The sequence below is a fragment of the Streptomyces klenkii genome (assembly GCF_003626645.1).
Classification (GTDB): Bacteria; Actinomycetota; Actinomycetes; order Streptomycetales; family Streptomycetaceae; genus Streptomyces; species Streptomyces klenkii.
Genome location: NZ_RBAM01000001.1, coordinates 175651 through 200071, shown reverse-complemented (window position 1 = coordinate 200071; position 24421 = coordinate 175651). Strand labels below are relative to the sequence as shown.

Annotated in this window: 19 protein-coding genes; 1 reads left to right on the top strand and 18 read right to left on the bottom strand. The window is 74.1% G+C overall.

The genetic code is table 11. The features are described 5' to 3' along the window. Positions 1-11 precede the first annotated feature (11 nt). The 17 genes from D7231_RS00600 to D7231_RS00520 all read right to left on the bottom strand — a co-directional run bounded on the left by D7231_RS00600 (position 12) and on the right by D7231_RS00520 (position 22286). Positions 12-2246, bottom strand: coding sequence for a hypothetical protein (locus D7231_RS00600; protein ID WP_120752896.1), 2235 nt, complete (start codon positions 2244-2246; stop codon positions 12-14). Beyond that, entirely contained in the window at positions 2243-5788 is a 3546-nt protein-coding gene (locus D7231_RS00595) for a putative baseplate assembly protein (protein WP_120752895.1), read from the bottom strand. Before D7231_RS00595 ends, D7231_RS00600 begins: the two co-directional genes overlap by 4 nt. Next, positions 5785-8307, bottom strand: a complete 2523-nt coding sequence (locus tag D7231_RS00590) for a putative baseplate assembly protein (RefSeq protein ID WP_120752894.1) — start codon at positions 8305-8307, stop codon at positions 5785-5787. Before D7231_RS00590 ends, D7231_RS00595 begins: the two co-directional genes overlap by 4 nt. Next, positions 8304-8666: a GPW/gp25 family protein gene (locus tag D7231_RS00585; protein ID WP_120752893.1), complete on the bottom strand. Its 363-nt coding sequence runs from the start codon at positions 8664-8666 to the stop codon at positions 8304-8306. The genes D7231_RS00590 and D7231_RS00585 overlap by 4 nt, the downstream gene beginning before the upstream one ends. A 6-nt stretch (positions 8667-8672) precedes the next feature. Beyond that, a complete protein-coding gene (locus tag D7231_RS00580; RefSeq protein WP_120752892.1) occupies positions 8673-9014 on the bottom strand; it encodes a hypothetical protein in 342 nt (113 codons plus the stop codon). A gap of 10 nt (positions 9015-9024) precedes the next feature. Next, complete coding sequence (locus D7231_RS00575; RefSeq protein WP_120752891.1) at positions 9025-9546, bottom strand: phage baseplate assembly protein V; 522 nt, start codon at positions 9544-9546, stop codon at positions 9025-9027. Further along, positions 9543-10661 carry a hypothetical protein gene (locus D7231_RS00570; RefSeq protein ID WP_120752890.1) on the bottom strand — a complete coding sequence of 373 codons (1119 nt, stop codon included), beginning with the start codon at positions 10659-10661 and terminating at the stop codon, positions 9543-9545. The genes D7231_RS00575 and D7231_RS00570 overlap by 4 nt, the downstream gene beginning before the upstream one ends. Then, positions 10658-10981: a LysM peptidoglycan-binding domain-containing protein gene (locus tag D7231_RS00565; RefSeq protein ID WP_120752889.1), complete on the bottom strand. Its 324-nt coding sequence runs from the start codon at positions 10979-10981 to the stop codon at positions 10658-10660. Before D7231_RS00565 ends, D7231_RS00570 begins: the two co-directional genes overlap by 4 nt. 28 nt (positions 10982-11009) lie before the next feature. Beyond that, positions 11010-11651: a hypothetical protein gene (locus D7231_RS00560; protein WP_120752888.1), complete on the bottom strand. Its 642-nt coding sequence runs from the start codon at positions 11649-11651 to the stop codon at positions 11010-11012. Next, positions 11648-12019, bottom strand: a complete 372-nt coding sequence (locus tag D7231_RS00555; RefSeq protein WP_120752887.1) for a hypothetical protein — start codon at positions 12017-12019, stop codon at positions 11648-11650. Before D7231_RS00555 ends, D7231_RS00560 begins: the two co-directional genes overlap by 4 nt. Beyond that, positions 12016-14061 carry an ATP-binding protein gene (locus D7231_RS37265; RefSeq protein WP_120752886.1) on the bottom strand — a complete coding sequence of 682 codons (2046 nt, stop codon included), beginning with the start codon at positions 14059-14061 and terminating at the stop codon, positions 12016-12018. The genes D7231_RS00555 and D7231_RS37265 overlap by 4 nt, the downstream gene beginning before the upstream one ends. Then, entirely contained in the window at positions 14058-15218 is a 1161-nt protein-coding gene (locus D7231_RS00545; RefSeq protein ID WP_120752885.1) for a Pvc16 family protein, read from the bottom strand. Before D7231_RS00545 ends, D7231_RS37265 begins: the two co-directional genes overlap by 4 nt. An 889-nt stretch (positions 15219-16107) precedes the next feature. Further along, a complete protein-coding gene (locus D7231_RS00540) occupies positions 16108-16815 on the bottom strand; it encodes a hypothetical protein (protein ID WP_120752884.1) in 708 nt (235 codons plus the stop codon). Positions 16816-16822: 7 nt separating this feature from the next. After that, entirely contained in the window at positions 16823-17347 is a 525-nt protein-coding gene (locus D7231_RS00535; protein ID WP_120752883.1) for a phage tail protein, read from the bottom strand. A gap of 16 nt (positions 17348-17363) precedes the next feature. Beyond that, positions 17364-18935 (bottom strand): phage tail sheath family protein, encoded by a 1572-nt coding sequence (locus D7231_RS00530; protein WP_241999542.1) that lies wholly within the window; start codon positions 18933-18935, stop codon positions 17364-17366. A 166-nt stretch (positions 18936-19101) separates the two neighbouring features. Continuing rightward, on the bottom strand, positions 19102-20700 hold the full coding sequence (locus D7231_RS00525; protein WP_120752881.1) for an eCIS core domain-containing protein: 1599 nt from the start codon (positions 20698-20700) through the stop codon (positions 19102-19104). Positions 20701-20786: 86 nt separating this feature from the next. Then, positions 20787-22286 carry an FAD-dependent monooxygenase gene (locus D7231_RS00520; RefSeq protein WP_120752880.1) on the bottom strand — a complete coding sequence of 500 codons (1500 nt, stop codon included), beginning with the start codon at positions 22284-22286 and terminating at the stop codon, positions 20787-20789. 199 nt (positions 22287-22485) lie between these two features. Here D7231_RS00520 and D7231_RS00515 point away from each other — a divergent pair, with 199 nt between their 5' ends. Then, a complete protein-coding gene (locus D7231_RS00515) occupies positions 22486-23121 on the top strand; it encodes a hypothetical protein (protein WP_120752879.1) in 636 nt (211 codons plus the stop codon). Here the strand turns inward: D7231_RS00515 and D7231_RS00510 are convergent. Beyond that, positions 23102-24412, bottom strand: coding sequence for an ATP-grasp domain-containing protein (locus D7231_RS00510; protein WP_120752878.1), 1311 nt, complete (start codon positions 24410-24412; stop codon positions 23102-23104). The genes D7231_RS00515 and D7231_RS00510 overlap by 20 nt on opposite strands. Positions 24413-24421 lie beyond the last annotated feature (9 nt).

The following is a 24421-nucleotide window of genomic DNA, read 5'->3' as shown; positions in this document are numbered from 1 at the left end:
GGGGAGGCGGGTCAGGTGACGAACAGGACGGTGGCGTCGCAGCCGGCGGGGGTGTATTCGGCGAGGCGTGTGCGGAGGTTGTCCTCGCGCTGGGGCTGGAAGAGGTCGTGCAGGGCTCCGGGTTCCGATCCGTCCTGGGCGCCGCGGCGCACGGAGTCCGGGCTGCCGTCGGCCAGTTGGACGTATCCGGGGGTGCCGTAGCGCGTGCTGGTGAAGCGCAGGGGCGGCGCGGCCGGGCCGCCGGAGTGCTCGGGTTCGCAGTGGAAGCGCTGCGGTGTGCGGGAGGCGGGCGGCAGCCAGCTGAACCGTACGCAGCCCTCGGCGCGGCGGGCGACGTCGACGTCACCGTCGAGGAGGCAGTCCTCCACGAGGCCGGCTGCATGGACGCGGACGGTTCCGATGACGGTGGTGCGGCGGGCGTTGAGGACGGCGTGGGCGTGTCCGCCCTCGGGGGCGGCGAGGGCGGCCAGGTCCCGGCCGGTGGCGTCGATCACGCTGTCCGAGAACCACAGCCGGTTCGGTCCGGCGGTCTCGTCGGAGCGGGTGACCAGGACGGTGCCGAGGATGCTGTGTTCGGCCTGGACGCAGGCGGGTGTGTCGATGAGTTCGAGTCCGGGTTCCTCCGGTTCCTGCGGGCGGCAGTGCTCGTCCAGGTCCCAGCCGGGCACGAAGGTGCAGTGGAGGAGGGTCAGCTGTCCCACCTCGCCGCGGACCTGGACGCTGCGGCCGGTGACGAGCAGGCCGTCGAGGGTGAGCCGGGGCGGGGGGCCGTCGCCCTCCTCGGTTCCCACGATGCGCAGGGCGTCGGGCCGGTTGCCGGTCCAGTCGAGGAGCCGCAGGACGGGACGGGAGCCGTCCGTGGCCCGCAGGACGAGGCGCTCGCCCCGGTCGAGCCGGATTTCGAGGACGTCCTGGTGGACCTCGTTGCCGCTGATCTCGATGACGTCGGAGGGCGGGACCGGGGGATCCGGCAGGGCGGGCGGGGCCTTGCTGTCCGTGGCGCGTGCCCGGCGCTGCTCCGCACGGCGCCGGCGCTCCTGCCACCGCTTGGTGTCGTCGCGCCATTGCTCCAGGTCGGCCCGGCGCCGTTCGAGGGCATCGGTGATGCGCTCGTGCTCGTGTCCGGGGCCGACGCGGTAGGGGGCACGGGCGGCGGGGTCCGCCGGGGGGCTCGGGCGGGGGTATTCACCGCCGCCGAGGTCGGCGGGGAATCCGTAGTGGTAGGTCACCCAGACGCCGCTCTCGGGGGCGTCGCGGGGTGCGAAGGCGATACGGCCCAGGACCGGGTCGACGGCGATCCGCCCGGGGGTGGACCGGTGGGTCCACCCGGACAGGTCGGCGGCGGCGATGCGGTTCAGGGGCACCGGTTCGCCGTCGGGGTCGCCCACCCACAGGCACAGGCTCTTGCCCGGGCCGTAGTGGTCGTGGAGGCGTGCGGCCAGCGCCCGCCTGCCGAGGGGCGCCGGGACGTTCGTCTCGTCGGCGATGTGGCAGGGCGAGGGTTCGGGGACGGGGTGGGTGAAGAGCGGGGTGTCGTTGCCCAGCAGGCTGAAGGTGTAGCGGTTGCGGGCCCGGTCCAGGCAGTGGGCGGGGGCCCGGGTGACCGGGTAGGCGGTCAGCCGCCACACGTGGAGGGCGACTCCGGGGATGTTGTGGCGGCCGGAGCGCCGGGCCGCTCCGGTGCGCGGCACCTCCGCGGTTCTCGCCAGGTCGTCGAAGGGTCCGCCGAGGTGGTCGAGCGCTTCGGTCCGGCGCAGGTCCGCGAGCCCGCCGTGGCGCAGCCGCCGGCCGGTGGCCCGTTCGTCGGCCGGGTAGCGGCGGACGGGCTGGGTGACGGCGAGGAGGCGGCGGTACTCGACGGCGCGCGCGGGCCAGTCGGCGACGTCGCGGGCGAGGTCCTCCAGGAGGGCGAGGGTGCCCTTGCGGCGCCGGTTGGTGACGGTGGCGGCCACTTCCCGGCGGGGGACGGCCGAGGCGAGGAGGCGCCGTGCCTCGTCCGTTCCGGTGGACGGCACGGCGGCCGCGCCGGGCGGCGGGCGGTAGCCGACGAGTTCGCCGAGGTAGGGGACGACCCAGTCCGCGCAGGTCTCGATGAACCAGTCGGCGTACATCTGCTCGATGCCGGCTTCGACGACGCCGGCCTGTTCGGCGATGACGGAGAGCAGGGAGCGCAGTTGGCCGCCGTTCTCGGCGTCGCGCCGCCGGTGGACGGCGGGCAGGAGCTCGTAGAGCTGGTCGGGGGTCACGGAATCCTCCGCAGGACGAGCGTTTCGGGTACGGCGGGATCCAGGACGACCAGTTGGGCCGCGCGTACGCCCCGGCGGACGACGAGTTCGCCGCCCAGGTCCGTGGTCCCCATGCCGGGCCGTACTCCGGGGTTGAGGGCGACGAGCTGGTCGAGGGTGAGGCCGTGGCGCAGGGCGACGGTGGTGAGGGTGTCGGTCAGGGCGACGGTGTGGCGGCTGGTCGCGTACCTGGCCGGCTCGGCGGGGACCCATCCGGCCACGGTGGTGAGCCGGTGTGCGAGGAGGCTCAGGGTGACGGTGTCGATGTCGTCCGGGATGCCTCCGAAGACGTCGACGCTCACGTGGTCGACTCCCGGCACGGCCTGGGCGGCGGCGATGGCCGCGCTGACGTGGACGGGGCGGCCGAGCTCGGCCGCCGTGAAGCCGAGCGCGTCCTGAAGAGCGCGGCGGACGGCGGGTTCCACAGTCTCCCACGTGTGGTCGGGCAGGACGCGCACTCCCGCCGACAGGGCGAGGAGTACGCGTTCGCGCAGGTCGACGCGGAGGGGCAGGGCCGGTTCCCCGTACTGCTGGAGTGCTGTGCGGAGTGCGGCGGTCAGGGGCGATCCGGGGTCGAGGGGGGCGTCGTGGACGGCGGCGACGGTGACGTGGACGATCCGGCCCGTGCCGTCGGTGAGGTGGCGTGCGGACGCTTTTCCGATGCCGGCGAAGGCGAGGGCGAAGTCCTCGTAGTCGCGCAGTGACACCAGCCGGTCGAGGGCGCGCAGGCGCAGGGGGACGCGGGTCCGGATGGCGCCTGCGTCGTCGGCGTCGGTGCCGCCGGTCGCGGACAGGGGGTTGGTCACGGCGCTGACGCCGAGCGGCCTGCTGACCACCTGGTTGATCCGGTCGGCGGGGACGTTGCCGGCGCTGCCGCCGCCCATGCGGTACTCGGCGGTGACGTTCTCCTGCCCGGTCGGGAGCCGCATGCCGTGGGTGCCGTTGCCGAAGCGTACGCAGGTGGTTCCGTCGGGGCCCGTGCGCAGGTGGTAGCCGGGGTCGGTGGGCCCGAGGTCGCTGAGGTCGGCGCACGAGGGCCAGGTGACGCCGGCGATGCGGACGGTCAGGGTGTCGGTGGCTCCGCCGGGCGTGGGTGCGGGGAGGAAGGTGAGCGGGGGCCTGCGCAGGACGAAGGCCTGCCCGGCCTGTGCCGCGTCGCCGCTGCCCAGGACTTCGCGGCAGGTTTCGCCGGCCGTGGCCGGGACGACGTTGCCGTGGATGGCGGCGGTCTCCCTGCGGTAGGTGTAGGCGAGTTCGGTGGTGAGGACGAGTGTGGTCACCAGCCGGTCTCCGGGGGTGCCGGCGTCCTGGCGGACTCCGGCGAGCATGACCAGTTCGGTGCCCTGGACCCCGGTGGTGCCGGGGACGTCGGTGCGTTCTCCGGAGACGATCAGCCATCGTCCGGGGCGCAGGCCTTCGCAGGTGTTCTCCAGGACGAGCTCGCGCCCGGCGATGTCGTCGAGGAGGGGGGTTCCGGCGGGGGGCAGGGGTTCTCCCGCGGCCCACACGGTGATCAGCCGGCGGGCGTCCGCGGTGCGGTACTCCTGCGGCAGGTCGTCGGAGAGGGTCAGCCGCGTCAGTTTGAAGGCCACGTCCTGGTCCACGACGACCGGTTGGGCCACATCGGTGACCTGCCTCAGGAACGGCGCTTCGAGGCCTTTCTGCACGGCGATCCAGCTGCCGGGGAGGATCGCGTCGTACACCGCGTCCAGGGTGAGCTGACGGGGATCGCCGTCGTCGGCGTGGCTCAAGGGCTCCTTGGGCGGGTCCCCGGCGCGGGGGGCGAGGGCCGCGCCGCACGGAGTGGCTTTGACGCGGAACCACTGGATGCCGGTGAGGGCATCGGGTCCGCCGACGGAGGCGGTGCTCATGGCCTGGTAGAGCTGTCCGGCGAGCTGGGGCCGGGTGGCCGCCAGGAGCCGTGGCAGGGTGTCGGACGCCGCGCCGAAGAGGGTGGCGACCGGGGTGGTGATGTCGCGGGGGTCCGCCGGCGGGCGGGAGGGCGGGCGGTTGAGCGCGGCGAGCGCGGGGGTGAGGCTGAGGAGGGCGCCGTTGCGGGCCGCGCTCTGGGAGCTGCCCATCGACAGTCCCAGGGGGCCGTCGATGAGTTGCCGCAGGGAGAGCAGGTCGGGTGAGCCGGTCGCGCGGGCCGCCACGGCACGGACGCGGTCGGCCGCCTCGGCGACCGGTTCGAGCCAGTCGGTGATCTCTCTTCGCCGGCCGGCGCGGGCGATGACCATTTGCTCGCGGATCCTGTTGATGGGTTCGGCGAGTTGGCCGAGGAAGAGGTCGGGCACCGGAGTGGGAACGACGGCGAGGTTCCTGCCGAGCACCGCTTGCCGCAGGGCGTCGAAGTGCTCGGTGTCCGGGTCGGCGGCGGTGCCGGAGTCGTCGGGCGGGGGCGCGCCGGGCGCCGCGAATCCGGCGGGGCCGGGGGGCTCCGGGGGGCCGGGAGGCTCGACGGGGTCCGGTGGTTCCGGGGTGTCGGCCGGGGGCGCATGGTCGGCCGGGGGCGGGGGGATGGGGTGGATGACCGTCGGGGCCTCGGAATCGGGGGGCTGCGGAAGGCCTGGGGTGTCAGGCGTGTCGGGGGTGTCAGAGGTATCAGGGGTTTCGGGATGGTCCGCCTCTCCGGGTCCGCCGGGTGTGCCGGGCCCGTCCGAGGGGGCGGGCTGAGGGGAGTCGTCGCTGTGGAGCCGTGGTACGGGGCCGCGCGGTCGTTTGCCGTCCGCGTCTTCGATCGCGCTCTTGAGGTCGTCGAAGGCCGCCGCGTACTCACTGACGAGGTCCGGTGAAGTGAACGCCACGGTGGTGCGGTTGCCGGCCGGGTCGGGCTTGATGCTGTGCACCGTGCGGACCTGGCCTTCTCCGGTGGCGGCGAAGCCGAGGAGGAGGCGGTCGCCGGGGCGGAGGCCCGGGTGGATTCCGGAGAGTTCCACGCTCGGCGCCGTCGCCGCGGCCTGCGGCGTGAGGTCGGGCGGGACGGTGCGGCGCACCGGAAGCCGGTTCCATGCGGCGCGGGCCTCGACCGCCTCCGACGTCTCGAAGGTCTGGGGCAGTGCGCCGGGGGCGGGGGTGCTCTTGACCTGGGATCCGGCGGGGATGGTGGCCCGGGTGCCGGGGTCGAGGGTGTAGGCGAGGAAGGTGCCGGCGGCCAGGGCGGGGCGGGGGCGGTGGCCGACGAGCCGCCCGAGCCGGGTCAGGGAGTCGGCTTCGGTGGCGGTGGCCAGGTATCCCTCGTTGGCGATGCGTTCCTGGTAGAAGGTGAGGATGTCGGCGATGACGGCCCAGCCGTCGAGCAGGGCGATGGAGGGGTCGTCGGGCCGGCGGTGGGTGAGGCCGGCGAGCGGCTGGTGCTGTGCGTCGGACAGCCGGGCCAGCATGGTGTCGAGGAACTGGCCGTGGGTGCCGGTGCGGTAGGCGACGGCGGGCAGCCCGGGCCGGTTCCAGATCCGCACGGGGGTGGTGGTGCGGCAGCCGCAGGAGCAGGTGGGGCCGCTCATCGTCCTCCTTCCATGACGAGGGTCAGGCGTCCGTGCTCGGGATGGGCGGGGTCGTCGTCCAGCCGGGGGATCTCCAGGGGCCGGACGGCGAGGACGCCGGAGGGGGGCAGTTCCGCTCCGGTGTCGCCGTGGCGGCGGAGCAGGGTCACTTGGGCGCAGCGGACGCCGGGCACGGCAAGTGCGGTGGCGATGATGCGGCTGATGCGGACGGGTGTGCCGAAGGTCAGGGCGTCGGGGTCGAAGAAGCCGGGGCGGCCGTCGGGCAGACGTCCCGGCCGCAGGGTGCGCAGCAGGTCCTGCCGCACGTGGGCCGTGATGAAGGCGGGCTCGACCTGGACGGCGAGGCGCAGGTCGAGGGGGGCGGTGACGGCGGGGCCGGTGACCACGTCGTACCCGATGCGGCGGTAGCGGTGCATGGTCTGGCGTACGTCGTCGAGCAGGTGGGGCGGCGCCTGGGCGGCGCCGAGGGCGTCGACGGCGATGTCGGCTTCGTACCAGCTTCCCGTCCAGCGAAGGGTCGCTGCGGTGCGCTGGACGCCGGGCCGGCGGGCGGCGAGGGCCGCGTAGTCCTCCGCGGTGACGGCCCGCCGCAGCTGCTGGAAGGGCTCGCGGGGAGCCAAGCGGCGTACGGTGTCGACGGGTTCGGGGCCGGTGCCTCCGGTGGCGGGGAGCGGGTTGCGGATCCGGGTGATGCGCGGCGCGGTAGTGGTGGAGCGGAAGGCGACGCGGTTGATCGCTTCGGCTCCGATGTTGCCCGCGTGTCCGTTGCCGACGCCGTAGCGCGCTGTCAGCGCCGTGCCCGGGAGGGGCGCGGCTCCCGAGCGGCCGTCGCCGAACCGCAGGCTCGTCGTGCCCTCGTCGTCGGTCTCGGGGACCATGTGGCGGTCGCGGGGGCCGCTGGACAGCAGGTCACGCCGGGGCGTCCACTCGGTGCCCGGGGGGTCCGTGGCGCCCGCCCGGTGCGGCTGTGTGTCGTCCGCCCGGACCGCCAGGACGGGCAGGGCCCGGCGCGGGTCGGTGCGCAGTGCGTGGCAGGCGGGGCCGTGCAGGGCGGGGTGTGCGGGGTCGATGGTCTTCCAGGCGTCTTCGCCCCAGGTCTGCCGGATCTCCCAGCCGATGTCTTCGGAGCCGAGGACGCGGCCGGAGCGGGCCTGCCGGATGAGCGTGTCCAGGCGGCGCAGCCGGGCGGCGAGGAGGTGGTCGAAGCGGGAGAGGAGGCCGTCCAGGGCGCGGCCCGGGTCCTGGTCCGCGTACAGGCCTTCGGTTGCGGTGGGGCCGAACAGGGTGTCCAGGAAGGCACGGTCGTCGTCCGGAAGGGGTCCGGGGGTGTCGCGGAGGCCGCGGATGCGGCGGCGTGCCCGTTCCGGGAAGGCGGCCAGGGCCTGGGCCTGGGCCGCGGCGATTGCGGCCGGGGCGGGGAAGGGCGCGGAGCGGGTGATGTCCTTGCCCTTCAGGGTGTGGACGAAGGGCGGGGCGGGCGGCGGGGCCGGATCCGGGTCCGGGCAGCCGAAGGCGGGCGGGGTGCAGTCGCGCGGGAGGGCGCCGGGGCCGGCCGGTACGGTGAAGCGCTCTCCCTGGGCGCCGGTCCCCCACGTGTTGAGGAGGCCGTGTTCGACGAGGACGGTGTTGCCGCGTGCCACGGCCACCTGACGGTTCTCGCAGTCGGGTCCGCTGCGGGCGCTGACACACAGGGGGAAGGTGAGGGCGTCTTCGGCGGCCCAGGCGATCTCGACGACGGGGGTGTCGCCGAGCGGGTCGACGCCGGGGGTGACGCGGGTGAGGCGGACCGCCTGCCGGTGTGCGGGGTCGGCGTCGGCGAGTGCGCCGGTGCCCGGGCCGCGTTCTTCTTCGAGGACGATGACGTCGCCGGGGACGAGGTGCAGGAGGCGCTCGGTGCCGTCCTTGCCGGTCCACTGGTCGCGCAAGGTGGCTTCCGTGGTGCCCGCGGGCAGCCGGCACTCCTCGCCGCCCCGGGTCCGCAGCTCGATGCGGTTGTGGCCCGGGCGCAGGTGGATGCGCCGGCTCTGGAGGGGCCGGAAGCAGACCTGGGCGCGTGCGCGCAGGTCCTCCGGTGGGATCGCGGCGCCCTGCCCGGGGAGCCGCTCGGGCGGGACGGCGGCGAAGACCAGGTCCTTGGGGGACAGGGCGAGGTCGTCCTCCGTCTCGACGCAGACGAAGGTCCGGGCCGCGCATCCCTCGTGCATGGGGTAGCCGACGAGCCGGGCGTGGCGGCGTACGGAGGTGCGCAGGCGCGCGGTGTCCAGGTAGGCCTCGGTGGCGACGGCGTCCTGCTGGTAGCTGAGCCGGTCGCCGGCGTAGGCGAGGAGTTCGACCAGGGTGACGCCGAGGTCGGGTGCGTGCTGTTCGGACCAGTCGGGCATGGTCAGCGCGAACCGGTCGAGCAGCAGGCGGCGGAAGCTCTCGTAGTCCTTGGCCAGGTAGTCGATGGCCGGCCCGGCGGGGCCGGCCGGCGGCGGGCAGGGAGGTGCCGCGGCGGCGCAGTCCGGCGTGGTGTTCATGCGGCCGTCCCTCCGTCGACACGGACCGTGCGGAGTTCGCCGGTGGCGGTGAGCCGGTAGCTCAGGGAGACGCGCAGGGTGGCTTCTTCGGCCGTGACGGTCAGCGACTCGACGGTGAGCAGGTCGCCGAGCCAGCGCTGGAGGGCCGCTTGGGCGGTCATTTCGACCGTCGCCGTCAGCTCGGGCCCGTTCGGGTCGAAGACCAGGTCGAGCAGGCCGCATCCGAAGTCCGGGCGGTTCACGCGTTCTCCGGGAGCGGTGAAGAGCACCTGCTCGACCATGTTGCGGACGTGAGAGGCGTGGTCGGTCCCGGCGGTGCGGCCGCGTTCGTCGATGCGGTAGGGGAAGTCGATGTTCACCGGTGCTCAGACACCCCTCACCTTGATCTGCATCATCTGGACCATCGGCGGCCCGGGCGCGGACACTCCGGTGCCGACGCCGGTGCCGGGCGGCGGCGACGGCTGGAGGACGACGGGCTGGCCGCCGGCCAGCACCTTGGTGGAGAACATCTGCCATTGCACGGTGGCGCAGAAGGGGCCGCCGCTGCTGGTCAGGGCGCAGCCGGACACGAGCCAGGTGTCCAGTGCGGTGGCGACCGGCTGCATGCCGACGAGCACCTTCTGCTGGACCGGCGCGGGCAGGGTCACCAGGCCGGGCGGGTGGGCGCACATCACGCTCGCGCCGAAGTGCAGGATCAGTCCGGGCATGCGCCGCTCCTCACACCATGACCGTCAGGGCGTCGCCGTTGACGCTCACCAGCGGGCCCCGGAGCGTGATGGAGGCCTGGCCGGGTCCGCACGAGAGCTCGATGCCCGTAGCGTCGATGCTGATGGAGGGGCCCGCCGGGCCGAACTGGAGCCGGATCCCGCCCGTCGGCCCGTCGCTGAGGACCAGGGCGTTCTGCTGGGGTGTCGACAGGACGACCTGGGCGGTGCCGGCGGGCGTGGCGGCCGCCGCCAGGGGCACGTCCTGCGGCCCGTCGCGCCAGAACCCGACCCACACCGCCCGGCCGGGGTCGCCCTCCAGGAAATGCACCCACACCCCGGAGCGCACCAGCGGCACGACGTACATGCCGCTGCCCGTGCCGGCCAGCGGTGTCAGGGGCGCGGCCCACACGGTCGCGTCGCCGAGCACCTGGGGCACCCGGACGCGCAGCCGGCCCTGCCGGAGGGGGTCCTCGTTGGACTCGACGACGCCCTGGTAGAGGCTGTGGAAGCCGGATGTGGCGGGAACGGTCATGGAATCACCACCGGTGTGCTGGAGACGAAGCCCTCGCGGACGAGCCCGAAGCTCTGCCGGTACGCGCCGCGTTTGATGTCGTGCGTCACGCTGCGCACGTAGTACAGGCCGTCGTGGGCCGTGCCGGCGCCCCGTACCCCGACCAGTTGCCGGGCCTTCAGCACGTGGCCGTAGCGCAGGACGTCGAGGCTGCCCTGGGCGGTGACGGCGTCCCTGGACTCGGCGGTGCGGGACAGCCCCAGCAGCAGCACGTCCGCCAGCGAGCGGCCGGTCAGATCGGGCAGGGGCTTTTGGGTGAAGGCCGGGGCGGGGCGTACGGCGAGGGGCGGGCGGAGCAGGGAGACGTCGGGCACGGGCACCTTGATCGTGGTCTTGAGGACGGGCACGGGGACGTCGACGGTGTATTCCGTGGCGGACAGACCGTCGTAGGCGAACCTCAGGGACTCCACGTTGGTGGCGGCGTCGGAGTTGACGGTGAGTGCCGGCTGGGGCACGCCGGTGCGTACCTCGGGGCCCCAGTAGGCGACGCTGGTGCCGGGCACGGGCCCCGGTTCGATGAAGAACACGTATCCGGACCGCTGCGCGAGGCCGTTGAGGTATTCCAGGTCCGTCTGCGTCTGGACGTCCGTCGCACCGGTCAGGGGCAGTTCCTCGATCACCGGGGGAACGGGCACGGGAATGATGCCGTACTCGGCGTACCGGGCGCACACCATGGCCACCTGAATGGGGCGGGGCAGGCCCTCGTACGACTCGCGCCGGTGCTCCAGCTTCATGAGGAGGGACAGGTCCTCGCCGGTGAGGGTGAGGGTGGCGGTGCCGGGCGCTGTTCCGGGGTCCAGTTCGTGACGGGTGATCACGCCGTCCATGAGGACGTGCGGCATGCCGGAGACCACCGCGACGACGATCACCCGCGTCTTGGGGTCCAGGAGGCCCGTCGGCAGCAGCAACTGGGTGATGGGCGAGTTCTTGCTGACGGCGAGGGTGAGCTGGAAGCCGCTGGCCGCACCGCTGCTGGAGGTGACCTGGACCGATTGCAGGGCGTCGGTGAGGATCGCGGGGGCCGGTACGGGCACCGTCTTCCCCACGAGCAGCATCAGTTGCAGGCTGCCGGTCATGCCGGCCGGTCCGCCGGATCCGCGGAGGTGGTGCCCGGCGGCAGCGTGACGCGCAGGCGGCGGCCGGGCTCCGCCGTGAGGTCGTCCGGCCGCATGACCCGGTGGGCGTCGGCGATCCGCCAGGCCTGTGCCGGGTCCCCCAGGTGGCGGGCGGCGATCCGGTCGAGCCGGTCGCCGGGCTGCACGACGTGTTCGCGGACGGTCACCAGTGCGTCGGGCGGGGGCAGGAAGCGCCGCCGTACGTAGGTGACGGCCCGTCCGTCCGGTGCGGTCCACGTCGCCGTGGGGAGCGTGTGGTACCGGCTCGTGGGATCGAACATCGCTGCCTTCCTCGGGGGTTCCGGGCGCTCAGACGCCGGTGAGGCCCACGGCGCCGGGCCCGTTGCCGCTCAGGCTCGCGAAGCGCTCCTTCTCCTGGTGGTAACGGAGGTAGAGCGCCCCGGCCTTGTGACCGGACGGTACGTCGTCGGTGGTGAGCGTGCGCACGGACAGGCCGACCTTGGCCCGGATGGGGTTCAGGTCGCCGTCGTAGGCCTCTTCGGTGATGGTGAACTCCGTGATCCGCACCGGCACGACCCGGCGCGCTCCCAGGACCAGGACGGTCAGCGGCGCCTCCACCGGGGCGATCTCGATCATGCCGAGTTCGGCGAGTCCGCGCTCGTGGAGCAGCTGCGCGCTGGCCGGGTAGACGGCGGTCTCCAGCGCGGCCAGCGTGACGGAGAGCCCGTCCTGCGCGGCCGCTCCGGGACGGCCGGTGCCGGTCTGGTCGAGCGCGTCGAACTCGGCGTCGAACCGGAACGTCTCGCGCGGCGGGCCCTTGAGCCGCAGGGCCTCCAGCCGGTCGCCGGAGTCCTCCCCGGTGCCCCGGGGCTGGAGCGTGCGCGTGAGGGTGTCCGGGTTGTACTGAAACGGCGCCACGCGCAGGACCCGGCCCTGTTCGGGGTCGAGGAAGACGAATCCGCCGCGGAGGGTCGAGGGGGTGGTCGTCACCGGGCCGCTCCCTTCGTACGATCGGGAGAGCCCGCGGCAGCGGAGGCCGGCCCGTGCACGGGTGCCGCGTCCGCGGCGGTGTTCCGCCCACCCGCCGCACGAGGCCCGGCGGCCGCACGGGGCTCGGCGGCCGCGGCGAGGCTGCTGTGGACCGCTCGGGCGACGCGCCGCCCGAAGACGGCCGGATCGGCGTCCGCCGGCACCGGTGACGCGCCGGCCCGCCGTACCCGGTGACTGCGGTACGGGGTGCCGGGCGCCCGGGACAGCAGCGCGCCGAGCTCGTCCTCCAGGGCGGAGCGCAGGGCGGGGGCGTCGTGCCGGTGGACGCCGTCGAGCACCAGCCGCCCGATGCGCAGTTCGATCCTCATGCACTCATCTCCGGCATTCCCTGCTGTCCGTCCCAGGCGAAGTCCGCCTCGGACAGCGGCATCTCCAGCTTGCGCAGTTCGGCCCGGGCGGCGGCCAGGACCATGGGCATGCCGATCGCCGCGCCGGCCGAGGCGGCGGTGAAGGCGGCGTTGAGCGCGATGTTGCGGATCATGCCTCCGCTCAGCGGCAGCGCCGCCAGGCGGTCGGTGTCCAGGCCGTCCACGGGGGCGTGCGGCGGAAAGGCGCGCTCCCACATGGCGCGGCGCTCGTCGGGGCCGGGAAAGCCGAACGGGACGATGAAGCGCAGCCTGCGCAGGAACGCGGTGTCGAGCGCTCGCCGCTGGTTGGTCGCCAGGATGGCCAGCCCCCGGTACGCCTCCATGCGCTGGAGCAGGTAGCTCACCTCGATGTTGGCGTACCGGTCGTGGGAGTCCTTGACGTCGCTGCGCTTGCCGAAGAGCGCGTCGGCCTCGTCGAACAGCAGGATGGCGCCGCCCGGCTCGGCGGCGTCGAAGAGCCGGCGCAGGTTCTTCTCGGTCTCGCCGATGTACTTGCTGACGGCCGCCGACAGGTCGACGCGGTACAGGTCCAGGCGCAGGTGGCGGGCCAGGACCTCGGCGGCCATGGTCTTCCCCGTGCCGCTGGGGCCGGTGAAGAGCACGCTGATCCCGAGCCCGCGCCTGATCCGCTCCCCGAACCCCCACCGCTGGTAGACGGTGTTGCGCTGCGCGACCTGATCGGCGACCTGCCGCAGGAGGCCGGTCTCCTGGGCGGGCAGCACGATGTCCTCCCAGCCGACCCGGGGTTCGAGCCGCTGCGCCAGGGAGCCCAGGCGCGGCCGGGTCCGGGCCCGGCAGGCGTGCCAGGCCGCTTCCGCGTCGGGGCCGTGGGCGGTCGTGATCTCGTGGATCGCGGGCAGGTCCAGGGCGAACTGGCCCGCCAGGCGGTCCGCCTCCTCCGGCGGGAGCACGGTGCGCCAGGCCGCGGCGCGTTCGCCGGGCGGGGGCGGTGCGATGTCGACGCCGGCCGTGACGGCGGCCAGCTCCGGGCGGCTCTCCCGGGTGGCGACCATGCACGGTCCGCCGCTGCGGTCGAGGAAGCGCCGGACGCGCCCGGTCACGCCCGTTGCGCTCTCCCCGGCCTCGTCGTCCATGTCGAGGAGGAGGGCCAGGGGCAGCAGGAGCGCCTCGCGCTGCCAGAGCCGGGCGACGGTGTCGAGGTCCGCCGCCGCCTCGGGCAGCTGGGCGGCGGGCAGCCTGTACAGCAGGTGCCCGGTGGCCTCGGCCGTGCGGGCGGCGACCGACCGTTTGCCTTCGCTGTCGGGGCCGAGGAGCTGGATGACCGGGGGCCGGCCGCCCGTCCCCGCCGGCTGCCGCCAGTGGGCCACGGCCTCGTCGACCGATGCCTGCCGCGAGGCGGGCGGATCCGCGGGGTCCGCCGGGGCGGCCTCGGGGGAGACGAGGGTGACGAGGGGTTCGAGCCGGTCGTCGAGGTAGTCCAGGCCCCGGAGGTGGTTCACGATGCGCTCGTCGGCGCACAGCGGGCTGGTCACGAGGGCCTGCCCGGCCGAGCGGTCGACTTCCACGAGCTTCCAGTAGCGCAGGCCCCGGTACGGCGAGAGGACGTCCCACGCCGCGCCGGGCAGGAGGGACAGGGCCAGGGCGAACGTCGGGAAGGGCAGGGCCGCGTCGCCCTGGGCCCTGGCGCACAGGTCCGCGACTCCGGGGTCCAGTTCCGGGGCCGCGCACAGGAGGAGCGTGTGCTGCTCGAACGGGGACAGGGCGAGCAGGCGGCCGAGGCCGGCCAGGGCCGGTGGCGGTCCGTCGGCTGCCGCGCGTTCCATCGTCTGCCACGCCTCGGAGAGTGCGTCGTCGCCGTCCGGGGCCTCGCCGCGTGCCTTGCCGCCCGCCTTGGCCCCGGCCGCCGCCTTGCCTTCCGCCTCCGCGATGCGGCGGTGCAGCAGGAGCCGCAGCCACTCCAGGGCGGCGGCCAAGTACTGGTCGTTACGGTCCTGCCACTCCTCCGGCCCGGCCCCGGTCATGTCACCTCCACCGCCATGTCGGTGAGGAACCCGGGGGGTTCGGCCGATGGGTCGACGACCGGGCTGTCGACTCCGTCGACGCGCAGCCTGACCACGAACCGGCCGGTGCGCGGAGGCACGAAGCCGAACCGCAGGGACTCCTCGCTGTCGCCGGAGAAGGCATGGGCTTCGACGGGCAGGTCGCCGACCAGCAGCTGGGCCCGCTGGCCGGCGAGCACGGGAGGCGTGCAGGAGAGGGTGAGCCGCACCCGTCCGCGATCGTCACGCTGTACGGATTGCGGCAGCCCGCCGGGGCGGGGCGCGATCGCGAGGGGCAGCGGCCCGGCCACCAGCCGGGTGCCGTCGTCCGTGGTCAGCACCACCGCCGCCGACCACGTGCCCGCGGCGATGCCGGGCGCCGTGAGGGTCGCGTGCACCTCGCTGTCGTCCACTGCCTGCGTGGGCAGCACGACGCTGCCGAACAGCGGGTGGGTGAGGTGTACGGCCGGGACCCCGGCGTCGAGCCGGCTGCCGCGGAGGACGAGCGGGGAACCGGCCGGTGCCGTGGGCGGCGTCACCGTGGAGAGCACGGGCTCGGGGGCCGCGGTGCCGGCGACGGTCTCGGCCCCGCGGTCGGCCGTGCCGCGGCGCAGCACGGGCAAGGGGGTCCTGGGCGGCCTGGCGCTGTCGAGGAGGACGATGCGGGCCTCGTAGGCGACCGACATGCGGTACTGGCTCTGGAAGGCGCTCCAGAGCTTGGAGATGTCGTCGACGGTCAGGTTGACCGGGGTGAGGCGCACCGGCTCCTGCTGCCGGTCGGGGCCGGCCGGGCGCAGTTCGCAGTGGTCGTGGAGGGCCGTCATGGCGGCGCCGAGGATCCGGTGGGCGACCGCGTCGTGGGCGTCCCCGTTCGTGTAAGGCGTGAGCAGGTAGTGGAGCACCAGGGGCAGGGCGGGGCGGCCGGTCTCGCCGGGGCGGGTTCCGGGCGGGTCGAGGTTGCGCCAGCTGCCGTCGACCGCCGTGCGGTAGAGGAAGACGTTGAGGGCCGCGGCGGGCCGGTCGGCGGCCACCTCGTCGGGCGGGTTCATGGTGACCGTGGCACCGTTGATCTTGCTGATGGCGCTCTGGAGGACGACGGTCAGGGCGTGGGTGACGGCTGCCACCGCCGAGTCGCTCATGCCCGGCCCCTCAGGTATTCGTCGAGGCTGAGCATGGGCCGGCGCCGGGAGCCGGTGTCCGGGGCGGTGGGCGGCCGGTCGGCAGCGCGGACTTCCAGCCGGTCGATGCTGATGTGGACGACGGTCTCGGCGGGTTGTTCCGCGTCCGGAGCCGGTAGCGTGCCACGGCTCCTTCTGTCCGGCTTCCTCGGAGCGTCCGTCGTCCCGCTCTGCCGGTGCCGCGGCCGGTACGGCGATCCGCCCGGGGCGGGCGGCGCGAGCGGGCGTACGGGGTGGGCCGTCGCGGAGCGTTGCGGCGCGGGAGGGGGCGGGGGTGCCGTGTGGTGGGCCCGATCGGCTGCGGCGGTGCCGGGCCCCGCGGTTCCTCGCGCCTTCGCTCCTGTCCCGCGTGTCTCTCGCGCCTCCGGTGGTGCGGGGGCCGGCGCGGGGTCTGTGGGGCCGTCCGTTGCGGAGTCCCGCGCGGAACGGGCCGGGGGTGCGGGCTCGGGTCCGGTGGCCGGCGAGGCTCCATGGGCCGGTGGCTCCGGGGCAGGCGCTGCCGGGCCGGCCGGAGTTGCAGGTTCCGATCGCTTCCGCGGGGGATGCGCGGGGACGGGCTTCTGAAGGGGCTCCGTCGTCACCGCGGGCAGTTCCGCCGGCCCGGACGCGGGGCCCGCGCCGGGGATGGCCAGGACGCGCGGGGCGGGTGAAGCGGGCCGCTCCTCCCCCGCGTCCGCGGCCTGCCCCGGCGGCTCGTCGTACGACGCGGGGGCGAGCGCGGTCTGATGCTGCGGCAGCCGGGGCGCCTCCGGGTCGAAGAGCGTCGGCAGCCTCGGCCGGAGACCGGGGCCGGGTCCGGGCGCCCCGGGGCCGCCGAGACCGCCGAGCAGCAGACGGCCGATGAAGTCGTTCACCCTGCCGCCTCCAGGTAGAAGCGGCGCCGGGCCGGGCTGACGGCCAGCACGTCCGGTTCCGTCCAGCCGTAAGCCCGGGCGAGCGTGTGCACGTCGTGCAGGAGCCGGCGCGCGTACATCTCGACCGCCGCCCACAGGTGTTCCGCGATGTCGAACGCGGCCGGCCACGAGTGACGGCAGCAAGGACAGGTCAGGTCCAGTGCCGTGTCGGCCCCCGGATCGAGATCGGCGAGCCTTCCGGCGACGGCCTCCACCACGGCGTCGGGCAAGGGCCGGACATCGGGCACCACCCGGACGACGCAGCGGCTCACCAGGGCGCGCCGGGCCTCCGGGGCGGCGGAGTCGACGGCCAGCAGGTCGCGCAGGGTCAGCGCCCGGTACGTCACGTCGTGTCCGGCTGCCCGGAGCCGCCCCGTACGAGGGGAGTCCGCCGGTGGCACGGACGGCCGCAACTCGGCCGTCCCGACCGTGATGTCGAGGGGCTCGGCACACGCGGGGCACTCCGCGCCGCAGGGGAAGCGTCCGCCGAAGGACCTCTCCCCCAGGCCGAGGAGCAGGGCGTGGACGCCGGCCAGGGAGAGGTCCGGGACCTGCTCGCCGGGCGGCGCGGCGGCCGTGGCGAGCAGCAGGGCCCGGCTGCGCGGGCCCTGCTCGCTCCCGGACTCCCACATCGCCAGGAGCCGCTCCTCGGTGAGCTCGTGCACCCCTGCCTCACCCCGACGCGGTGTCCGTGAACTGCGGATCCTGGGGCGGGTTGGTGCGCTCGCGCACCCAGCCGTGGTGCTCCAGCTTGATGTGCTCGAACGCGACCGCGTTGGCGTTGGCGTCGAGGTCGGGAAGCGCCTGGTACTCCGAGACCCAGCAGTTGTGCACGGAGTACGAGAGCACCTGCTGACCGCCTTCGTCGAACACGTCGATGACGAGGTCGCGGCGGAAGTCCTTGAGGGAGGTCTCCAGGCCGCCGCCCGAGTTGCGGAAGCTCCAGACCCTGTTGGCCCACTCCTCGAACACGGTGTCCACCGTGCAGCCGCGTTCCAGGGTGATGGCCTCGTACTCGGTGCGGCCGGGCAGCTTGTGGCTCGTTCCGGGGTCTCCCCCGTCCCGGTGCTTGATCACCTCGGTGGTCCGCTTGAGGCCGCTGACCTTGCTGATCCCGGCGATGTATTCGGTGGTGCCGCCGAACTTCACCCGGAAGCGGAAGTTCTTGAAAGGGTCCCGGCGCGTGATCTCCGGCATCGCTCGTCCTCCCCGTCTAGACCTGGACCTGGCCGGCCAGCTGCTGGATGTCGATGATCACGAACTCCGCCGGCTTGAGCGGGGCGAAGCCCACGTGGATGTGCACGATCCCGCGGTCGATGTCGTTCTGCGGGTTGTTCTCCCTGTCGCACTTGACGAGGTACGCCTCGCTCGGTGTGCGGCCCTGGAACGCCCCCTCGCGGAAGAGGGAGTTCATGAACGCCCCGATGTTCAGGCGGATGGACGCCCAGAGCGGTTCGTCGTTCGGTTCGAACACGACCCACTGGGTTCCCCGGTAGAGGCTCTCCTCGATGAAGAGGGCGAGGCGGCGGACCGGGAGGTACTTCCACTCGTCGGCCAGCCGGTCGGCCCCGCGCATGGTCCGGGCGCCCCAGGCCACGGGCCCCACCGCGGGGAACTGCCGCAGGCAGTTGACCCCGAGGGGGTTGAGCGTGCCGTTCTCGACGTCCGACATCGGCACTTCCAGGCCGTGGACGCCGTTGAGCGAGGCGTCCGTGCCCGCAGGAGCCTTCCAGACGCCGCGCTGCACATCGGTGCGGGCGAGGACACCGGCCATGACGCCGCAGGGCGGGAACGGGCGCTCGGCACCGTCGAGCAGCGGGTCCGGGGCGATGACGCGGGGGAAGTAGATGGCTGCGTTGCGGGCGAGGTCGCCCGTGATGGGCAGACCGCCGGCGGCGTCCGCCGCCACGGTGCCGACCGCCCTCCATTCGGCAGGCGGGTCGACGAGGAGGACGGCGCGCCGGTCGGCACAGAGTTTGACGGCTACGTCCTGGAGCCCCTGCATGCCCTCGGTGCCCGGGAGGCACAACAGGTTGAAGATGTCCGTCTTGCGGAGTTGGTGGATCCCTGTTTTGCCGGCCTCGTCACCGGTGAAGTCCTTGACACCCGGGAAGCTGTCCGAACCGCCCGCTCCCGCCGTGAACCACTTCACCTTGTCCGCGGACATGCCCGCGGGCGGGTCCCCCAGCGGTGCGACACCGTCCGGCGGTTTTTCGTTCGCCTGGACGGGTCCGGGCTTGTCGCCGGGCCCCAGCGTGACCAGGCTCGATCCCTTCAGGAGGTTGGCGAGGCTGCGCGGATCATCCTTGGTGGTGCTGACGTTGAGGTACTTCTCCTCCGTGCCCGTACTGGTGTCGAGGATCGTCAGGTTGAAGGATCCTTTGGGGACCTCGGGGCTGACTTCGGTGTCCACCCGCGCCCGGAGTCCGCGACCCCAGATGCCCGGGCTGATGGCCTTCAGGACGTGTCGTGTGTCCTCGCCCTCCCCGTGCGGCGCACCGATGGGGAGGGTGGCCGGGTCCGAGTCCTTGACGACCCGCACGATCTCGGCCTCGCTCCCACCGTTCTGGAAGAACTGATAGACCGCGTAGCTCATGGGGCTGTCCTTGTGCAGCCCGCCGAAGTACATCTCGTAGTCGGCCCAGCCGGTGATGTGCACCGGGTCGTTCACCGGGCCGCGCGGCGCCCACCCGACGAAGGCGGCGATCGACGTCGGCACCCCGGTGATGGTGCGGACGGAACTCTTGACCTCTTGGATGTAGACGCCGGGATACGTGGTGTTCACAGGCAAGGGAAGCCTCTTTTCTCCGGCACCGAAGGAAGCCGCACGGGGCAGGGCCGTCGCTGGGCGGTCCGGCAGTCACCGTAAGCGGCGGGCACGGCTCCCCGGCCCGCAGGAACACCGGCGCCTCCTACGATCAGGTGATCACGACGGGGCTGATCGGCGGGGGTCAGTCACACAGCTCGCTGGGCTCGTGAATCACCGTGACGCCGAACCAGCGCCTCCGCAGGAGCTCGGCGAACTCTTTGTTCGAGACCATGTACCGGTACTGGAGCCCGCACTCCTGTGCCACGCGCCGGTGCCGCTGCACCTGCTCGTCGAGACCGTCCGCGCGCCACTGCGCCCAGAACCTGTCCTGGCCCAGCGCCTTCACGAGGGAGCCGTACCCGCACTTGCACTCGTAGACGGTGTTCTCCCTGATGGCGTCGTAGACGACTCCCCGCGGGTCGCCGGGCGGCATCACCCGCACCTCGTTCTCGGTCCCGGTCGCCATCTGGCAGTACAGCGTGGCCACGGGGTCGTTGCCGAGGAACCCCCGCAGCATCCTCATGGTGCAGCCTCCCTGCGGGAGGGCCGTGGTGGCGAGCTTCGGCGCCCGTTTGGTCTTCTTCCGGACGGCGTTCCCGTAGACCTCCAGGCGGGTTTCCCCGCCCGGGTCGAGGGTGCTCGGTATCACGACGCGCCGCGGATCGAGCGCGGGAGCCCGCGGCACCGGCCGGGGCGCCCGGCCCGCCGACTGCTTCCGCGTCGGTATGTACGCGGCGGCGACGGCCTCGATCTCCTCGTCCGTCGTGGCGCGGTCCACCTCGTACTCGATTGCGTCGAGGATATGGAACGCGAACTTCCGGTGCCGGACCTGACCGGCCTCCCCGACGATCACCCCGTACCCGTCGAGGGTGAGGAAATCGGGAGGCTTGCCGCCTCGTTCCAGCGTCGCCCGGGGAACCTCCGCGTCGATGACCGTGCGGTCCCGCTTCCCCTGCTGTTCCAGCGCCTCCCCCATGTCGTCGTAACCGGGGTCCGTGTACTCGGCGGCCGGTGGCGCGCTGCCCGGAGCGGCCGGGCGCCCGGGGGCCGTCCGGACGGGAGGCATCCGCACGGGAGGCCGTCGCACAGGAGGCGGCTCGAACCGCTGCACATGCACCACGGGCTCGTCCTCCGCGCACGCGCAGCCGGGGTGGGTCGTCCCGCCGCAGCGCGCCACCCGGCCCGGCGCGGACCTGCGCGTCACCCGGGCCCTGGCCCCGGAGGCCACCGCCCGCACGGCCTCCTCGGCTTCCCGCTCTTCCGCGTCGGCGGGATCGCTGAGCCGCAGCGCACCGACCGGCCGGTCGCCGCTCTCCGCACCGCCGTTTGCACCGCCGTTCTGCATCACGTGCACCAGCTCATGGGCGAGGACGCCCCGGCCCTCGTCCGATGCCGGGTCGTAGGCGCCGCTCGCGAAGGCGACGTCGCGCCCCACGGTGTACGCCATGGCCTGCAACGATGCGGCGGACGCCTGTGCCGTCTCCCCCGTGTGGACCCGCACCCGGGAGAAGTCGCCGCCCAGGCGCCGCTCCATGTCCCTGCGGACGCCCGTGTCGAGCGGCCGCCCCGACTGCGCCGACAGCAGCTTCCGGACACCGGTCCGGGCCCCTCGCTCCCGGCCCGGCGAGGCGGACCGCGGGCCGTGACCGCTCCCGAGTCGTGAAAGGCGTGAAAGGTGCGTGACGTGCGGATCCGCTGCCGGCGCTCCGGGGCGCCGGGTCCGGACTCGGTCGCTGTTCATGCCGGCCTCCGGCGAACCACGGCCGGGCGGGCCGCCCGGCCCACACTCTTCACCGTAGTCCCGGCGGGTGACGGGGGCACCTCGGGTCAAGCCGCCCCGTTCCCCGGGGCCCACCGGGCCAGTGCGTGGGCGCGTTCGGTGCGCAGCGAGCGAAGGGCCGTGGTGCGGGTGGCCCAGGCGACGTGGCCGTCGGGGCGTACGAGCACTTCGGTCACCGCGGCGAGGGACGGGTGCGCCTCGCCCGGCGTGGCCTGGACGACGCGCACACCGGGCGTGTCGTCCGCCGGTGCGCCGCCGCCCAGTTGCAGCAGGACGAAGCGCCCGTCGTGCAGGTACTCGTAGAACCGGGTGGTGGTGCTCCCTCCGGGCGCGGTCAGGGGGATGTCGGGCATCCGCCGGCCGGTGAGCGGGTGGGCACCGGGGGCCGCGGGCGGATAGGCGGTGTCGAGGGCGGAGAGGCGGCCGGCCAGGTGCCGGTTGACGTCGGGGAGGCCGATGAGCGTGTCGAGGAGCTCGCACAGGAGGCCCGCGCTGGCGCCGTAGGCCGCGGTCAGCGGGAGCTCGACGAGGAGGGTCTGGGCCCGGGTCAGGCCGGTGAGCTCCCGGCCGGTCCGGTGGCGTTCGTCGTGGTACGTGTCGAGCAGTCCGGCCGGTGCCCGGCCGCGGAGGGTGGCGGCGAGCTTCCAGCCGAGGTTCATGGCGTCCTGGAGGCCGGTGTTGAGACCTTGGGCGCCGACTGGGAAGTGGACGTGGGCGGCGTCGCCGGCCAGCAGGATCCGGCCCCGCCGGTAGGTCTCGGCGAGGCGGGTGGTGTTGCCGAAGCGGGACAGCCAGCGCGGCCGGCCGATGCCGCAGTCGGTGCCGCACACCTGTCGCAGGGACGTGCGGAACTCCTCCAGGGTCACCGGTTCGGTGGAGGGCACCCGGATGCGCGCCGGGTCCATGACCACGAACCGGGTCAGCCCGGCCTCCAGCCGGGCGACGAGCACGCCGTGCCGCCGGGCCCGTTCGTTATCGGCGTGATCGGCGACCGCGAAGTCCCCGACGATCGCGGTCACCGACTCGGGGGTGCCGGGGAAGCCGATGCCGGCCGCTTGCCGGACGAAGCTGTGCCCTCCGTCGCACCCGGCCACGTAGGCGGCCCGCACCGTGGCCCGCCCGCCGGGCCCCTCGACGTCGGCCTCCGCTCCCCCGGCGCCCTGCCGCAGGGAGACGGCCTCGCAGCCGCGGTGGACGGGCACGCCCAGTTCCCGCGCCCGCTCCGCGAGGAGGGCTTCGGTACGGGACTGGGCCAGCAGCAAGGCGTACGGGTGCCGCGTGTCGAGGGCGGTGAAGTCGAGCGGTCGCTTCAGGCTCGCGGTGAACTGCCAGCCGGGCACCGTCCGGCCCGCGGCCAGGAACCGGCCGGCCAGACCGCGCATGTCCATCAGCTCGATGCTGCGCGGGTGGAGGTTGAGGGCACGCGACTCCCGGTGCGCCTGAGCGCGCTTGTCCACCACGCGTGTCCGCACTCCGGCCAGGGCCAGCTCGCAGGCCAGCAGCAGTCCGGCCGGTCCGGCGCCCACGACCAGCACCTCGGTGGTCACATCCGCGCTCAGGGACGTCACGCGTCCACCCTCGGCGCGGCTGATCCGGTACGTCAACCCCGCCGCACCCGGCGCTGCCGCGGCCCGGGCCGCCCGTCATTGGCCGGTCGGCGCGCTTGGCAACGGCTCACCCCCGTACTGCACTCGTACGGGAAGGCGCCGCCGGGCCTGCCGGGCGCCGCGAAGGGAGTCCGCACCCGTGATCCACATGACCGAGACCCTGGCCGTCCAGACCGTGGAAGGCTTCCTCACCGCCGAGGAGACGGACGGCCTCACCAAAGCCCTGGACGCGTACCTCGCCACCAGCGGCTGGGTCCCCGTACGCCCCAGCGAGGGAACGACCCCGCCCGGCGAGGCGCAGGCGATCCTGGACGGCGCCCTGCAACGGTCCCTCCCCGTTCTCCGCCGGGCCTTCCCGTCCGCCGCGGGTGCCGACCCGTGGCTCTACCACGACCTGAAGCCCGGCGACGCGATCCGCCCGCACGTCCACGGCGTGGGCGACCCCGGCGCCCGCCCGCAGCGGATCGCCCGGATCGCGTTCAACCTGGAGGACGCGGAAGAGGGCGGGGAGTTCCATCTCGACACGTGTTCCGCGGACGCCCTCTGGAGCGATGCCGCCGTGCCTCCCGGGAGCGCCTACGCGCCGGGCACGCGGTTCGCCCACGAGATCACCGCCCGCCGCGGCCCCGTCCGCCTCGCCGACGTCCCGCACACGCGCTGGACGTGCGCCCCGCCGCCGGGGACCACCGTCGTCTACGGCACCCAGCTCGTCCACGGCGTCCTGCCCGTGGTCAGGGGCAGGGTGCGCAAGCTCATCACGAACCTTCTCGCATGAGCGTGTGCAAGGGCGTGAGTGCGCCGGCCGCGCGCAGGCCGCGCGCACCGCGTGCCAGCTGACCGGCGGCGTCCCGCGGGCTGTTCAGGAGCGTTCCCGGGGGCAGTTCCCGCAGCCAGGCGAGCGCCGCCCCCTGCCGGTCCTCCGGGACGGTGAGCACCGGCCGGCAGTACCCGCCGACCAGGGGGCCGGGGTTGACCGGGGAGCCCGGAAAGAACATGAGTGCGGTGCCCTCCGGCGCGGGAGGCAGGGGCGTACCGGCGAGCACCGGCAGTTCGAGCGCGACCCGGGCGGGCGGGGGCGGCCCGGCGGGGAGGCTGCCGGACAAGCCGTCGGAGAGGTCGCCGGAGAGGCCGTCGGCCGGAGCGGCGAGCACGGACCGGGCGTGGGCGGCGTGCGGGTCGGCTCCGGTGGCGGCCCAGCTCATGTTGGACACGCCGCCCAGCCGCCCGTTCAGCTCGATCACCACGAGCCGGCCGTCGTCGGTGACGGCGAAGTCCATCTGCCACGGGCCGTGCGGCCGGAACGCCCCGGCCATGTCCCGTACCGTGGCGGCCAGTTCCGTCCGCAGGCGCGCGGGCAGGGGCGCGGGGGCGACCCGCACGCGGCGGCCCGGGGCGCACTCGCCGTCGAGCCGGCCCAGGGACGCCACCGGCCACGCCACCGTCACGGACCCGCCGGACAGGAACTCGACCCCGTACTCCTCCCCCGCCAGCGCCTCCTGGACCAGCACCGGAAAGGAGACCTCGGCGCACACGCCGTCGAGCGCGCCGCCATCGCGTACGTAGTGGCGCCCGGCGTGGAACTCGCTGCGGGCCTCCTTGACCATCACGGGCAGCCCGAGCTCCCTCGCTGCCGCGCGGACGGCCGGCGCCGCGCCGCAGACCCTGCCCCTGGGCACGGGCCAGCCTCGCTCTTCCGCGATCCGGTGGAGCGCCGCCTTGTCGCTGGCCAGCTCCGCGAAGCCCTCCGCGTGGACGGCCATGCGCGGGCCGGCGGTCCGCCGGCGGGACGCGGCGCGGGCGTAGAGCGGCAGGAGCTGCTCCTGGCCGGGGCAGCCCATGCCGGGAACGGCGACGTCGGCTCGCCAGTGGGCGAGCAGACGCAGCACGTCCTGCTCGCTCAGGACGGCGGGCAGTTCTCCGCAGACCACGTCCGCCCCGAGGGCGGAGGACAGGAACGGGGCGATGCCCGCCGCGCGTCCCAGCAGCACGACCTCGGCACCCGCGTGCAGGAGCGGCGGCAGCAGCCGGTCCGCACGGAACTCGCCCAGGACGACCACACGCATCATCCGCACCGC

Coding starts and splice junctions, on each gene's coding strand:
- D7231_RS00535 (WP_120752883.1), bottom strand. CDS start 17,347: ATGCCGGAGATCACGCGCCGGGACCCTTTCAAGAACTTCCGCTTCCGG.
- D7231_RS00525 (WP_120752881.1), bottom strand. CDS start 20,700: ATGAACAGCGACCGAGTCCGGACCCGGCGCCCCGGAGCGCCGGCAGCG.
- D7231_RS37265 (WP_120752886.1), bottom strand. CDS start 14,061: ATGACCGGGGCCGGGCCGGAGGAGTGGCAGGACCGTAACGACCAGTAC.
- D7231_RS00595 (WP_120752895.1), bottom strand. CDS start 5,788: ATGAGCGGCCCCACCTGCTCCTGCGGCTGCCGCACCACCACCCCCGTG.
- D7231_RS00565 (WP_120752889.1), bottom strand. CDS start 10,981: ATGTTCGATCCCACGAGCCGGTACCACACGCTCCCCACGGCGACGTGG.
- D7231_RS00575 (WP_120752891.1), bottom strand. CDS start 9,546: ATGACCGTTCCCGCCACATCCGGCTTCCACAGCCTCTACCAGGGCGTC.
- D7231_RS00590 (WP_120752894.1), bottom strand. CDS start 8,307: ATGAACACCACGCCGGACTGCGCCGCCGCGGCACCTCCCTGCCCGCCG.
- D7231_RS00545 (WP_120752885.1), bottom strand. CDS start 15,218: ATGAGCGACTCGGCGGTGGCAGCCGTCACCCACGCCCTGACCGTCGTC.
- D7231_RS00580 (WP_120752892.1), bottom strand. CDS start 9,014: ATGCCCGGACTGATCCTGCACTTCGGCGCGAGCGTGATGTGCGCCCAC.
- D7231_RS00510 (WP_120752878.1), bottom strand. CDS start 24,412: ATGATGCGTGTGGTCGTCCTGGGCGAGTTCCGTGCGGACCGGCTGCTG.
- D7231_RS00570 (WP_120752890.1), bottom strand. CDS start 10,661: ATGACCGGCAGCCTGCAACTGATGCTGCTCGTGGGGAAGACGGTGCCC.
- D7231_RS00555 (WP_120752887.1), bottom strand. CDS start 12,019: ATGAGGATCGAACTGCGCATCGGGCGGCTGGTGCTCGACGGCGTCCAC.